General features: G+C 65.7%; 11 protein-coding genes and 1 pseudogene. 8 read left to right on the top strand and 4 right to left on the bottom strand.

What is annotated here, in order from left to right; translation table 11 throughout:
• From Q8Q53_RS00390 to Q8Q53_RS00380, 3 genes and pseudogenes are all read right to left on the bottom strand, one after another.
• Positions 1-218: pseudogene (locus Q8Q53_RS00390) on the bottom strand (hypothetical protein); the annotation flags it as partial.
• Positions 219-497: 279 nt separating this feature from the next.
• Complete coding sequence (locus Q8Q53_RS00385) at positions 498-2,312, bottom strand: lytic transglycosylase domain-containing protein (RefSeq protein ID WP_371136471.1); 1,815 nt, start codon at positions 2,310-2,312, stop codon at positions 498-500.
• Complete coding sequence (locus tag Q8Q53_RS00380) at positions 2,291-3,052, bottom strand: hypothetical protein (RefSeq protein WP_305699760.1); 762 nt, start codon at positions 3,050-3,052, stop codon at positions 2,291-2,293. Before Q8Q53_RS00380 ends, Q8Q53_RS00385 begins: the two co-directional genes overlap by 22 nt.
• An 82-nt stretch (positions 3,053-3,134) precedes the next feature.
• Here Q8Q53_RS00380 and Q8Q53_RS00375 point away from each other — a divergent pair, with 82 nt between their 5' ends.
• From Q8Q53_RS00375 to Q8Q53_RS00340, 8 genes are all read left to right on the top strand, one after another.
• On the top strand, positions 3,135-4,784 hold the full coding sequence (locus Q8Q53_RS00375) for an electron transfer flavoprotein-ubiquinone oxidoreductase (RefSeq protein WP_305699759.1): 1,650 nt from the start codon (positions 3,135-3,137) through the stop codon (positions 4,782-4,784).
• Positions 4,785-4,820: 36 nt separating this feature from the next.
• Positions 4,821-5,345 carry a hypothetical protein gene (locus Q8Q53_RS00370; RefSeq protein ID WP_305699758.1) on the top strand — a complete coding sequence of 175 codons (525 nt, stop codon included), beginning with the start codon at positions 4,821-4,823 and terminating at the stop codon, positions 5,343-5,345.
• A 68-nt stretch (positions 5,346-5,413) separates the two neighbouring features.
• Entirely contained in the window at positions 5,414-6,226 is an 813-nt protein-coding gene (locus Q8Q53_RS00365; protein ID WP_305699757.1) for a 4-(cytidine 5'-diphospho)-2-C-methyl-D-erythritol kinase, read from the top strand.
• A gap of 104 nt (positions 6,227-6,330) precedes the next feature.
• A complete protein-coding gene (locus Q8Q53_RS00360) occupies positions 6,331-7,059 on the top strand; it encodes an N-formylglutamate amidohydrolase (protein WP_305699756.1) in 729 nt (242 codons plus the stop codon).
• 158 nt (positions 7,060-7,217) lie between these two features.
• Positions 7,218-9,065, top strand: a complete 1,848-nt coding sequence (gene ilvD, locus Q8Q53_RS00355) for a dihydroxy-acid dehydratase (protein ID WP_305699755.1) — start codon at positions 7,218-7,220, stop codon at positions 9,063-9,065.
• Positions 9,065-9,412 (top strand): hypothetical protein, encoded by a 348-nt coding sequence (locus Q8Q53_RS00350; RefSeq protein WP_305699754.1) that lies wholly within the window; start codon positions 9,065-9,067, stop codon positions 9,410-9,412. The genes ilvD and Q8Q53_RS00350 overlap by 1 nt, the downstream gene beginning before the upstream one ends.
• The gene (locus Q8Q53_RS00345; protein WP_305699753.1) at positions 9,396-10,790 is read left to right on the top strand and encodes an NAD(P)H-hydrate dehydratase; all 1,395 of its coding nucleotides are present in this window, start codon (positions 9,396-9,398) and stop codon (positions 10,788-10,790) included. Before Q8Q53_RS00350 ends, Q8Q53_RS00345 begins: the two co-directional genes overlap by 17 nt.
• Before the next feature lie 12 nt (positions 10,791-10,802).
• Positions 10,803-12,080, top strand: a complete 1,278-nt coding sequence (locus Q8Q53_RS00340; RefSeq protein WP_371136470.1) for a class I SAM-dependent RNA methyltransferase — start codon at positions 10,803-10,805, stop codon at positions 12,078-12,080.
• 3 nt (positions 12,081-12,083) lie between these two features.
• Here Q8Q53_RS00340 and Q8Q53_RS00335 read toward each other — a convergent pair whose 3' ends face one another.
• Positions 12,084-12,989, bottom strand: coding sequence for an SDR family NAD(P)-dependent oxidoreductase (locus Q8Q53_RS00335; RefSeq protein WP_305699752.1), 906 nt, complete (start codon positions 12,987-12,989; stop codon positions 12,084-12,086).
• Positions 12,990-13,337: the final 348 nt, after the last annotated feature.

The following is a 13,337-nucleotide window of genomic DNA, read 5'->3' as shown; positions in this document are numbered from 1 at the left end:
TTCCCGGCGAACCATAGCGCTTCCGACATTGGTTCATCGGAATGCCACGTCGTCATGACGAACTTTTCATCCGGTATGTGGCCGTAATTAAAGGTTTCAAGGACCGCCCAATCAACCGCGTCGTGCCACTTTTCGCACTCGGCCCCCCAGGCGATTGCATACAGGCAACCGCCTTCTACCAACCATTGGGCGATGCTGTTGCGCCAGTCGTCGGTCACCGTGGTCTCGGAGACAATGACTGCCCGAAGCGGCCCGATGGGTAGCTGTGGTGGACTCTCGTTTGGAGGCAGATGCACGTATTCCGGTCCCATGCGCTCAGCTTAGGGGAACGGTTCCAATCGGCAATCCCTTGTCCGCAAACCACCCATCATTGGTCATTCGTGCTTCGCAGCGCAGCGACCAAAAGCCGACGAACACAACGTTGATCAGCAGAGCGATTGTGCTCGCACCCGCGATAGTTGTTGATGCTGCGGTCGAACGGGATGCCGGGCAGGCAATCAGCGTGTGCGCAGCACCGTGCCGCTGGGTGACAGGCGCACGGCTTCCGATCCGGTCAGACCGGGGAATGTGGGCCACAGCCCTTGCGCCAGCGCCATCCGGCTTTCCGATGGGCCGCCGGCCTGGCGTTCATACATCCAGTAATTGCGCATCACGATGTTCACATACCCGCGCGTCTCCCAATAAGGGACGCTTTCGATCCACAGCAGCGGGTCGCCAGAATCGCGGATTTCGCTCTGCCAGCGGCTGACCGGCACCAGCCCGGCGTTATAGGCCGCCATCACCTTGGGCAGCAGCCCCTGGGTGGCGGGGCTGTCCTTCAGGCGTTGCAGGTGTCGCTGGCCGAACGCCAGGTTGACTTCGGGCTTGGCCAGATCGCCGGGCGATCCCGACACCCCCAATGCGGCGGCATGGTCGCGGGCGGCGGCGGGCATGATCTGCATCAGGCCCTTGGCCCCGGCCGGACTGGTCACAGCGGTGCGAAAGACGGATTCCTGCAAGGCGTGGGCATAGACCAGCGCCGGATCGACGTTCCAGCCGGTGGTTGGCGTCCACTTTGGTGTGGGGAAGCGCGCGGCAGGTTCCGCTTTGCCCCCGGCTGGCGCGTTATAGGCCATCCACAACTGGGTGGAGGGCAGCCCCAGATCGCGTGCGAGGCGGGACATCGGCTGGTAATGCTGGGACGAACCGATCCGCGCCTGATGGCGCAGCACTTCATCGGCCAGCCCGTCCTTGCCCACTTCGGCCAGCCCCACGGCGACGCGGATATTGGGCACATCGCGCAGCTTCTGCCAGTCGTTCTGGGTGAAATCGGGGGCAGTGTGGGTTTCGGGCAGCTTCGTGCCCAGCTGTTCGGCGGCAAGCATGCCATAAAGCGTCTCGTCCATCCGAGCGGCGCTTTTCAGCGGCGCGGCGGCGCGTTCGGGCTGGCGGCAGCGCACCAGCGCGCGCGACTGCCAGAAGTGCGCAGCGGCGGTCAGTTCGGCGTTCTCGGAAGCCTGCGCGGTGCGTTCGAAGGCGTCGGCGGCCCCGGCGCAATCATTCAGCCGCCACGCGGCCAGACCTGCCGTCCACAGCCCTTCGGCCACCCACGGCCCCGCGCCCTGCACAGATGACTGCGCCAGCGCATAGGCATTGGCGTCGTCATTCTCGATGTAAAAGCTCCACGCTACCTTGGCGCGCCATTCGGCCCGCGCTTCGGCGGAAAGCTGCGTGTCGATCCCGTCGAGCAGCGCTTTGGCTCCGGCGGGATCGTCGGCCTTGATCCGGGCCTGAATGCCAGTCGACACGGCGGCGGGCATCGTGCCGTCGTTCACTTCACGCGGGCGGATGCGTTTTGCGCGGCTAGGCATCGACACCAGCCGGTTGGCAGCGGGCAGCGCGGGCAGTTCGGCCACGCCGCGCTTGGTGGCCAGGGCGGCGATCTGTGTGGCCTGGGGCAAGTCCGTGCCGCGCGCCAGCCATTCGCCGAGCGGTCCGGCCTCAATCCTGGGCGAGGTCGGCGCGAGGAAGTATTCGGCGCGGGCGACCTGATGCAGCGGGCCATCGGTCTTTTGTGCAAACAGGGATTGCACTTTGGTCCAGTCGGCCTTGTCGATCGCGGCGAACAGTTCCTGATAATAGGCCCGTTCGTCCTGCGTCAGCAGGCTGGGCACGGCGGTGCGGCTGGCGCGGTTGCGAAAGTAATCGACTGCCGCGCTGTTAGCCTGCGCGGCGACCGGCAGCAGGACGGCCGCGCCGGTCATCGCAAGTCCCACAAGCCGTGTTGTCAGCCGCAATGTCACGTCCAGAATTATCCCGTCCAGTTCAGCCATGCGTCCCATAACGCGGCCTTGTCGCGCGGTCTGCCGCCAAGGCGGACCAACCCTTGCGCGACCAATACCGGAACATTCGCCCCCTCATGGTTAAATCGCGGTAAAGGATTAGCGCTTTTCGCCGGGTCGTGGCCCAGCAGCGACGAGATGTGCGGTCCCAGCACAATCAGCCGCTGCGGCGCGGCCAATTTGACGTGGGTTGTCACGATCCGGCCCAAACCAGCCTCGGCCAGCGCGGCCCAATCTGGCATTGGCGTATGGCGCGGCAGGCAGCTGGCGACATAGGCGGCATCCGGCGCAATGCCGAAGCTGGTCAGGATCGCATCCAGCAGCTGCCCTTGCGGTCCATCCAGCAGGCGCTGCGAATCGCCCGGCTCGGGATGATCGACCAGCACCATCAGTTCCGCCCCGGCCGGCCCGCGCGGGGCCACGCGATCAAACACCTGTCCGCCGTCGAGTGAGGGATCGGTCAGCCACCATTGCGTAAATTCGGCCAGTGTGGCCGGCAGGTCGGCCCCGTCGCCGCCGATTTTTGGCGCGGGCGCTGGCGCGGGTGGCTCCGGCACTGTGAACTGCGGCGCAGTGCCTGCCGGTACGGCATCGTCAGGGCGGGTCAGCCAATCGCGCGCGGCGTCGACGAAATCGAGATCCACTCCGGCATCGCGCCACCAGTCCACCGCAGCGGCGAACTGGGCCGGGGACAGGCCATCGGGGGCATCAGAATGTGTTATCGCATCCACATTGTGGTCTTGACCCGGCGCATCGCAGCAATCAAGGCTTTCCCGCAGAAACAGGCCGACAATGCAGGGAATGGAATCCGCCATGAGCGAACGCGAATCGATGCCTTATGACGTTGTCATCGTTGGGGGCGGTCCGGCCGGCCTTGGTGCGGCGATCCGGTTGAAGGAGCTGAACGCCGATCTTTCGGTGTGCATCCTGGAAAAAGGCTCCGAAGTGGGCGCGCACATCCTGTCGGGTGCGGTGGTCGATCCCAAGGCGCTGGATGAACTGCTGCCCGACTGGCGCACCGATGGCTGTCCGATGGCGGAAACCCCGGTAACCGACAACTGGCACTGGGTGCTGACCAAGGGCAAGCATATCCCGATTCCGCACTGGCCGATGCCTCCGTTCATGTCGAACGACGGCAACTATACCGGCAGTCTGGGCAGCCTGTGCCGCTGGCTGGCGGGCAAGGCTGAGGAACTGGGCGTCGAAATCTTCCCCGGCTTCCCGGCATCCGAAGTGCTCTATAACGAGGACGGCTCGGTCAAGGGCGTCGCCACGCAGGACATGGGCGTGGCCAAGGATGGCAGCCACAAGGGCGAATACCAGCCCGGCATGGAACTCCACGCCAAGTACACCCTGTTCGCCGAAGGCGCGCGCGGGCACCTGACCAAGCAGCTCAAGGCACTCTATGACCTTGAAGCGAACTGCGAACCGCAGGTTTACGGCCTCGGCATCAAGGAACTGTGGGATATCGATCCGGACAAGCACGTGCCGGGCCGTGTCATCCACACTCAGGGCTGGCCGCTGACCGAAAGCGAAAGCTGGGGCGGTGGGTTCCTGTATCATCAGGCGAACAACCAGGTCGCGCTCGGCTTCGTCACCGCGCTCGATTACAAGAATCCCTACGTCTTCCCGTTCGAGGAATTCCAGCGCTGGAAGCAGCACCCGGAAATCCGCGCCATTCTGGAAGGTGGTCGCCGCGTGTCGTATGGCGCGCGGGCGATCAACGAAGGCGGCTGGCAATCGGTGCCCAAGCTGGACTTCCCCGGCGGCGCGCTGATCGGGTGCTCGGCCGGGTTCGTCAACGTGCCGCGCATCAAGGGCAGCCACACCGCAATGAAAAGCGGGATGCTGGCGGCTGAATCCATCGCCGCCGCCATCGCCGCGGGCCGTGCGAACGATTCGATGGGCGAATACGACGCCGCCGTGCGCGACAGCTGGATCGCCAAGGAACTGAAGCTGGTCCAGAACGCAGAGCCGCTGGTGGCGAAGTGGGGCGGGGATATCGGCACGATCCTGGCGGGCGCGGACATGTGGCTGCGCACGCTGTTCGGGTTCGGCGTGTGGAAGCCGATGAAGCACCACCGCGACTGCGAAGCGATTGGCCGGGCGGACCTCTATCAGCCGATCAACTATCCCAAGCCCGACGGCGTGGTCAGCTTTGACCGCCTGTCCTCGGTCGCGCTGTCGTTCACCAACCACGAGGAAGACCAGCCGTGCCACCTTCAGCTGAAGGACCCGGCAATCCCGGTCGAGCTCAATCTGGCGCGGTATGCGGGGCCGGAAGCGCGCTATTGCCCGGCGGGGGTCTATGAATTCCTCGGCGTCGAGGAAGGCAATCCGCGCCTCCAGATCAACGCCCAGAACTGCGTCCACTGCAAGACCTGCGACATCAAGGACATGACCCAGAACATCAACTGGGTGACGCCCGAAGGCGGCGGCGGGCCGAACTATCCGAATATGTGATATGGGACCGGCATTGTCCAAACAGCGGGGAGTCTTATGGTGATTGATTTCTTGATACTCACTGCAGGACTTGCCGCTGTTCCGCCTGAACTGGATGTTTTGGCAAATTTTAAAGCTGGCAGGATGATTTGCTCGAACCCTGACGATGCCGCGAAGACATGTACTGCGATTGCAAGCTATGAAATTGTATCTGACGGCACTTTGACTGAGACCACAGAAATGCTGCTGTCGCCGCAGCAACCGATTACTCTGACGCTAACCGTGCGTGGCCGTGTCGAGAATGGCGCGATCTGCGGATCGCTGCAGAACGAAAGTTTCGAGACCGGGCAGATCAAGCGCAATGCTGCTCCGCTGACTGCTGAACAGAATGCTGCGGCCATGGCGAACATCAAAGAGAAACTATCATCGATGGTGGGCCAGACAGCCTGTGATGCATTGCGGATCGAGAACGGCAAGCTTGTGAAGGCAGGTGTCGTCGATGGCGTCGGTATTGCACTCCCCGCAAAACCTGTTCGCTGGATATCCTCTCTGGACGGCTACCGGGTCGCGCCAGCCAGTTAAGCCTGTCTGGATCGCAAGTTTGCTCAGTTGAGCTCGGTGCCTACATCACAAAAGCTGACGCGCTGAAGGTGCATTTGAACGAAACCGCCTACGCCAAGATCAACCTCGCGCTGCACGTTAGACGGCGGCGCGAGGATGGCTATCATGAGCTGGAAACGCTGTTTGCCTTCGTCGATGCGGGGGACGCGCTGAGCGCAGTTCCAGCTGCGCGCGATAGCTTGCGCGTGGTGGGCGAGTTTGGCGGGGCGCTGGACGATCCGTTTGGCAATATCGTCGCCAAGGCGCTCTCGGCCTTGCCCCACGGCGAGGGCTGGGCGGTGACGCTGGAAAAGCGCCTGCCGGTCGCGGCGGGGCTGGGCGGCGGGTCGGCCGATGCGGGCGCGGTGTTCCGCATCGTGGAGCGCAGCCACGGCCTGCCGGCTGACTGGCCCGCGCGCGCCGCCGCGCTGGGGGCCGATGTGCCCGCCTGCGTGCTGTCGCGCGCCTGCATCGGGCTTGGCACCGGGACGCAGCTGGAGCCGGTCGACAACGATCTGGCGGGCATGGCCTGCCTGCTGGTCAATCCGCGCGTCCCGCTGAGCACCGGGCCGGTGTTCAAGGCGTGGGACGGGCAGGATCGTGGACCTTTGCCGGTGGGCGACGTCCGGACCATCACCCTGACTGGCCGCAACGATCTGGAGCCGCCCGCGCTGGCGCTGTGTCCCGTGATCGGCGATGTGCTGGCGGCGTTGCGCGCAACTGAACCGCTGATCGCGCGGATGTCGGGTTCGGGCGCGACCTGCTTTGCGCTGTACGAGGATTTTGCGGCGGCAGAGGCGGCGGCGGTGCAGATCGGGCGGGATCAGCCCGGCTGGTGGCAGTTGCTGGGGCGGCTGCGGTGATCTTCGGCCCCATCAACCAACCTCCGTTCGTGTCGAGCGAAGTCGAGACACGTTGCGCGCAGTGTCTCAACTTCGCTCGACACGAACGGGTGAGGGGGCGGACCATGACTGAAGCGTTCCACCTGATCGGCGCGCCTCGCTTTGGCGGCATTCTGGTGGTGTCGGACCATGCCAGCAACCACGTTCCCGCCGATATCGACCTGGGGATCGATCCCGCGCTGCTGGACCAGCACATCGCCATCGACATCGGCGTGGCGGGGGTGGCGCAGCACATGGCCGAGCGCCCCGGCATTGCGGCGTTTCTGGGGGGCGTCAGCCGGCTGGTGTGCGATTTCAACCGCGAGGAACATGCCCCCACTGTCGTGCCGATCGCCAGCGATGGTCACGCCATGCCCGGCAATGCGCTGGATCACGCAGGCCATGAGGCGCGGCTCGCGCGGTTCTTTCGTCCCTATCATGCGGCACTGGCCGCGCTGCTGGATGACAAGCCGCCGGCGCTGATCCTGTCGCTGCACAGCTTTACGCCGCGGCTGGCCAGCCATCCGGAGCAACTGCGCCCATGGCAAGTGGGCGTGCTCTATAACCACGACGACCGCGCGGCGCGCATCGCGATCCCCTTGCTGGAAGCCGCAGGGCTGATGGTGGGTGATCAGGAACCGTATTCGGGCCGACTGCTCAACGCGACGATGAACCGCCATGCCGAGGGCGAAGGGCGGCCCTATCTGGGCATCGAAATCCGGCAGGATCAGATCGCCGATGCCGCAGGCCAGCAATTTTGGGCGAGCCTGCTGGGCCGAATTTGTAATGAAGTGGCGTTGAAGCTGGGCGACTAGCGGTGTAGGGGCCACGAATTCCAAGCCCGTCCGTCCTGAGCTTGTCGAAGGACCGTCCTGTTCTTCCCTGGCCTGCGCGGGAGCGCAAAAGGGAAAAACGGACCTTCGACAAGCTCAGGGCGGACGGCTAAGGATGGCTGACCAGTTCGGAGTTTCCCATGCCCGCTTACCGTTCACGCACTTCCACCCATGGCCGCAATATGGCGGGCGCACGCGGGCTGTGGCGCGCCACAGGGATGAAGGACGGCGATTTCGGCAAGCCGATCATCGCGGTGGTCAACAGCTTTACCCAGTTCGTGCCAGGCCACGTCCACCTGAAGGACCTGGGCCAGATGGTCGCGCGCGAGATTGAAGCGGCGGGCGGCGTGGCCAAGGAATTCAACACCATCGCCGTCGATGACGGGATCGCGATGGGCCATGACGGAATGCTCTATTCGCTGCCCAGCCGCGATCTGATCGCCGACAGCGTGGAATACATGGTCAACGCGCACTGCGCCGATGCGATGGTCTGTATTTCCAATTGCGACAAGATCACGCCGGGAATGCTGATGGCCGCGATGCGGATCAACATTCCGGTGGTGTTCGTGTCCGGCGGGCCGATGGAAGCGGGCAAGGTCATTCTGGACGGCAAGGAAGTCGCGCTCGACCTGATCGACGCGATGATCGCCGCCGGGGACGACAAGGTCAGCGATGAGGATGTCGCCAAGATCGAACGCGCCGCCTGCCCCACCTGCGGGTCGTGCAGCGGCATGTTTACCGCCAATTCGATGAACTGCCTGACCGAGGCGCTGGGCCTGTCGCTGCCGGGCAATGGCTCGCAGCTGGCCACCCATTCGGACCGCAAGGAACTGTTCCTGCAAGCGGGCCGCGTGGTGGTTGATCTGTGCCGCCGTTACTACGAACAGGACGATGCCAGTGTGTTGCCGCGCGCCATCGCCAACTTCAAGGCGTTTGAAAACGCGATGAGTCTGGATATCGCGATGGGCGGGTCGACCAACACGGTGCTGCACTTGCTCGCCGCTGCGCAGGAAGCGGGCATCGATTTCACCATGGCCGATATCGACCGGCTGAGCCGCAAGGTGCCGTGCCTGTCGAAGGTCGCGCCAGCCAAAAGCGACGTCCACATGGAAGACGTCCACCGCGCGGGCGGGATCCCGGCGATCCTGGGCGAACTGGACCGGGCCGGGCTGCTCCACACCGATCTGCCGACCGTCCATTCGCCGACCATGGCCGATGCGCTGAACCGCTGGGATATCAAGCGCACCAACGATCCCAAGGTGCAGGAATTCTTCAAGGCCGCGCCGGGCGGTGTGCCGACGCAGACCGCGTTCAGCCAGTCGCGCCGCTGGGCCGAATTGGATGCCGACCGCGAAAACGGCGTGATCCGCAGCGCCGAACACGCCTTTTCGAAGGACGGCGGGCTGGCCGTGCTGTTCGGCAACATCGCGCTGGAAGGCTGCATCGTGAAGACGGCGGGCGTGGATGAAAAGATCCTGAAGTTCACCGGCCCGGTGAAAGTCTATGAAAGCCAGGACGCTGCCGTCACCGCGATCCTGACCGGGCAGGTCGTGGCGGGCGACGTCGTCGTGATCCGCTACGAAGGGCCAAAGGGCGGCCCCGGCATGCAGGAAATGCTCTATCCCACCAGCTACCTGAAATCGAAGGGGCTGGGCAAGGATTGCGCGCTGCTGACTGACGGGCGCTTTTCGGGCGGCACTTCGGGTCTGTCGATTGGCCATGCCTCGCCCGAAGCGGCAGAGGGCGGTACGATCGGGCTGGCCCAGAACGGCGACGTGATCGAGATCGACATCCCCAATCGCACGATCAATCTGGCGGTGCCCAATGCGGAACTGGACCGCCGCCGCGCGGTGCAGGATGCCAAGGGCTGGCACCCGGAAAAGGACCGCCCGCGCAAGGTTTCGGTCGCGCTGCAAGCCTATGCCGCGATGACCACCAGCGCCGCGCGCGGGGCTGTGCGTGACCTGTCGCAACTGAAGGGTAAGTGATGCGCGGCGCGCCGCTCGTCCTTGCGGCCCTGCTGGCGGCCTGCGGGCAGGGCGATCAGGCCGCAGCGCCAGCGGGTGAAGCGATCCAGTGTTCGCTGGGCGGGGCGAAGGATTTCACGCCGCACTGCCAGCTGGAACGCAGCGTGATCGAGGGCGCGCAAGTGTTCATCGTGCGCCATCCGGATGGCGCGTTCCGGCGGATGCAGGTCAGCCCCGATGGCCAGAACCTGCTTGCTGCTGACGGCGCGGACGAAACCCAGTCCGCGCTGAAGGGGGATCGCTATGAAGTGATCCTGGGGCTGGATCGCTATGTCATTCCGGCCGGGACCAATGCAGCCACCCGATAACCAGATCCTCACCGCTGCGCAGATGCGCCGGGCGGAAGAGGAGCTGATCGCGGGCGGGACCGGCGTGGATCAGTTGATGCAGACCGCCGGGCGCGGGGCGGCGGACTGGGTCTGGCGGGTGAGCGGCGGGCGGCCCGTGACCGTGCTGTGCGGCCCGGGCAACAACGGCGGCGATGGCTATGTGATCGCGCAGGCGCTGCACGAGCGCGGCGGCCCGGTGCAGGTGATCGCGGCGAGTGAACCCAAAACCGATGCGGCGCGCACCGCCCGCGCGCTCTATCACCGCGAAGTTTGCGGGACTGATGTGTCTGCCATCGGCGAAGTGCTGGTCGATTGCCTGTTCGGCACGGGGCTGACCCGCGCGCTCTCCAGCGAACACACCGCTTTGCTGACCCGCCTTGCAGCCAGCCACGCCTTGCGCGTTGCGGTTGATCTGCCCAGCGGGGTGGACAGCGATACCGGCCAGCCGCTGGGGCCGGGGCTGCCGGATTATGACCTGACGCTGGCGCTGGGCGCGTGGAAGCCTGCGCATTTCCTGATGCCGGCCTGCGCCCAGATGGGCGCGCTGCGGCTGGTGCCAATCGGGGTTGGTGCGGTGCCGGATGCGGCGGCGCTGATCGCGCGGCCCCGGCTGCACGCTCCGGTGGCGGATGCGCACAAATACACGCGCGGGCTGCTGGTGGTGATCGGCGGGGCGATGCCGGGCGCGGCGCGGCTCGCGGCAACCGCCGCGCAAGGGTCCGGTGCGGGGTATGTGAAGCTGCTGGGTGAAGCGCCCGCGCCCGATGACATCGTTGCTGATCCGCAGCCGCTGGCCAATGCCCTGACCGATACCCGGATCAACGCCCTGCTGATCGGCCCCGGCCTTGGCCGCGATGCCGCCGCGCGCGAACGGCTGACGCTGGCGATGGCCGAGAATATCCCGGCCGTGCTCGATGCCGATGCGCTGGTGCTGCTCACAGGGCGCTTGCAGGCACAGCGCACCGCGCCGCTGATCGCCACCCCGCATGAGGGCGAACTGGCCGCGCTGGAACGCGCGTTTGGCTGCGCGGGGGAGGGTGGCAAGGTCGAGCGGGCAAGAGCGCTGGCACAGGTGACCGGGATGGTGATCGTTGCCAAGGGCGCCGACACCGTAATCGCCGCGCCCGACGGCCGTACCGCGCTGGCCGCGCGCGCATCGAGCTGGCTGTCGACTGCGGGAACCGGCGATGTGCTGGCTGGCACCATCGCCAGCCGTCTGGCCAGCGGCGCTGATCCGTTCGCCGCTGCCTGCGACGGCGTGTGGCTCCACGGCGAGGCGGCGCGGCGCTGTCCGCCCGCGTTCACGGCGGGAATGCTTGCCGCTGCGGTTCGCAGCGCCTACGCGGCCTGCTTGTGAGAGTATCTGGCTGTGACTGACCCATCTGAAGACATTATCCTCTCGGAGGAAATCATCCGGATCGCCGCGAAGGGCGACGGCGTAACCGCATCGGGCCGGTTTGCCTGGGGCGCTGCGCCGGGGGATCTGCTGCTGCCCGATGGCACGCTTGAGCCCGGCCCGCACCACGTGGCGCCGGTGTGCAAGCATTTTGGCCGCTGCGGCGGGTGCCAGTTGCAGCAGCTGGACGAAGCATCGCTGGCCGACTTTGTCGAGGCGCGGGTGGCCAATGCCTCAACCTCGCAAGGGCTGGGGGCGGAACGGATCGCGCCGCCGCACCTCTCCCCGCCCCGCAGCCGCCGCCGCGCGTCGTTGCGGGCGGAAAGCTCGCAGGGGCGGGTGGTGATCGGTTACCGCGAGGCGAAATCACACCGGCTGGTCGAACTCACCGAATGCCCGGTGCTGGTGCCCGAATTCGTCGCGATCCTGCCGCACTGGCGCAAGCTGCTGATCAAGCTGGGGCAGGGTTCGGCCCCGACCAAGGGCGCGAAACGCGGTCCCGGCGGCAAGCACGTTCATGCCAAGCTGGCCGCCGACATCGAACTTGCGCTGACCGAGCAGGGGCTGGATATCGCCATCAAGGGCCTGAAAGTCGAAGGGCTGGCCGGGACCGAGGCGATGCTCGATTTCGCGCGGGATCATAAACTGGCGCGGTTGGTGCTGGACGCGGGCTATGGCCCCGAAGCGGTGTGGGAACCGGAACCGGTGACCGTGTCGCTCGGCGGGGTCAGCGTGCCGCTGCCGCCGGGCTCTTTCCTGCAAGCGACGGTCGACGGTGAAGCCGCGCTGGTCGCGGCGGCGTGCGAATGGCTGGAAGGCTGCGGCGCGGTCGCGGACTTGTTCTCCGGCCTCGGCACGTTCGCCTTTGCGCTGGCCGGACAGGGATCGAAAGTGCTGGCGGTTGAGGCGGCGCGCGATGCGCATCAGGCTTGCAAGTCGGCGGCTGGACGGCTGCAACTGCCAGTCCACGCGCTGCACCGCGACCTGTTTCGCAACCCGCTGCTGGCGGATGAGCTGAACCGGTTCAACGCCGTCATCCTCGACCCGCCCCGCGCTGGAGCGCGCGAGCAGATCGAGCGGCTCGCGGGCAGCACGGTTGAGCGGATCGTCTATATCAGCTGCAACCCATCGAGCTGGGCGCGCGATGGGGCGCTGCTGATCGAGAACGGCTACCGGCTCGCGGAATTGCGCCCGGTGGGGCAGTTCCGCTGGTCGACCCACGTCGAACTGGCGAGCCTGTTCGTGAGGTAGATCCTACTTCGGCTGGACGAATACTTTTGCCCCGCCAGCAGCCCATTCCATCAGCGCGGCGATCCGCTGCTGCGCGCCTTCGGGATCGGTCTCCATCGCCGGGATCGATTCGATGATCGCGCGGAAGTGCTGGTCCAGCATGTCCTTCGTTTCGGGGTAGGGGATGATGTAGAGCGCGTTGTCGCGGATGCCCTGCATCACGTGCTGCGCGAGCACCGTGGGTTCCATCCCGTGCTGATAGATCGACTGGAGCGAGGCAATCGCTTCGGCCCCCTCTACATAGCCGCTGGTCCCGAACGCGGCGGGGCGGGTGAGGGTGGCTTCGGCAATGTTCGACTTGATGTTCGCCGGGCAGACCACCGAAACGCCGATGCCGTATTTTTCGAGGCCTTGGGCATAGCCTTCCATCAGGTTGATCACCGCCGCCTTGGCCGCCGAATACGGCCCCGCCAGCGATGAACCCGTGAACCCGCCGAGCGAGGCGACCGTGACCACGTGGCCCGGCTTGCCGCTGGCGATCATGCGCGGCACGAAGGTGACCATCCCGTTGACCACGCCGCCCAGATTGACCCCGATCAGCCAGTCGAAATCGCCATAGGTGGTGTTCTCGATCGGCCCGAAATTGTTCACGCCGGCCGTGTTGAACAGCAGCGTCGGGGCCTGTCCGAACAGGCGCTCCACTTCATCGGCGGCAGCGGCATAAGCGGCGCGGTCGGTGATATCGAGCGCGATGCCGTGAACTTCGATTCCCTCGGCGGTGAGCGCGGCGCGCGCGGTTTCAACCGCTTCGGCGCGGATATCGGCAATCACGATCCGGCAGCCCGCGCGGCCAAACACTTGCGCCTGGCCAAAGCCCGCGCCTGAGGCACCGCCGGTAATGAAGGCCAACTGGCCGGTGAAATCCTGCATCCTTGTTCTCCCGCGTGCGCTGGGCGGCACCTTGGCGCGCAATATCGCGGCGGCGGGGAGGTGTGGCAAGCGGTATGTGTAACAAATGGTAGGGTTGCAGGCCGCGACCGGGATCACCGTGGGCGTGTGCAATCGCCCGGCCCATACGCAAATGGGGCCGACATCGCTGCCAGCCCCACACGCGCCTGCTTTGGTTCCGGTCGAGTTGGGCGACCGCCTGTCCCGAAGGTGTTCGCAGCAGAGTGGCCGTTGTGATCCCTTGCGGCATCCGGCCCGGCTGGTTCCGGCATTGCTGCCATTCCCTGCCGTTTCTGTCGCTCACGCTCCGGTGGTTCAGAAGAACCGGCG

The organism is Novosphingobium sp. (assembly GCF_030699305.1).
Taxonomy (GTDB): Bacteria; Pseudomonadota; Alphaproteobacteria; order Sphingomonadales; family Sphingomonadaceae; genus Novosphingobium.
This window is presented reverse-complemented; position numbering and strand designations above follow the sequence as displayed.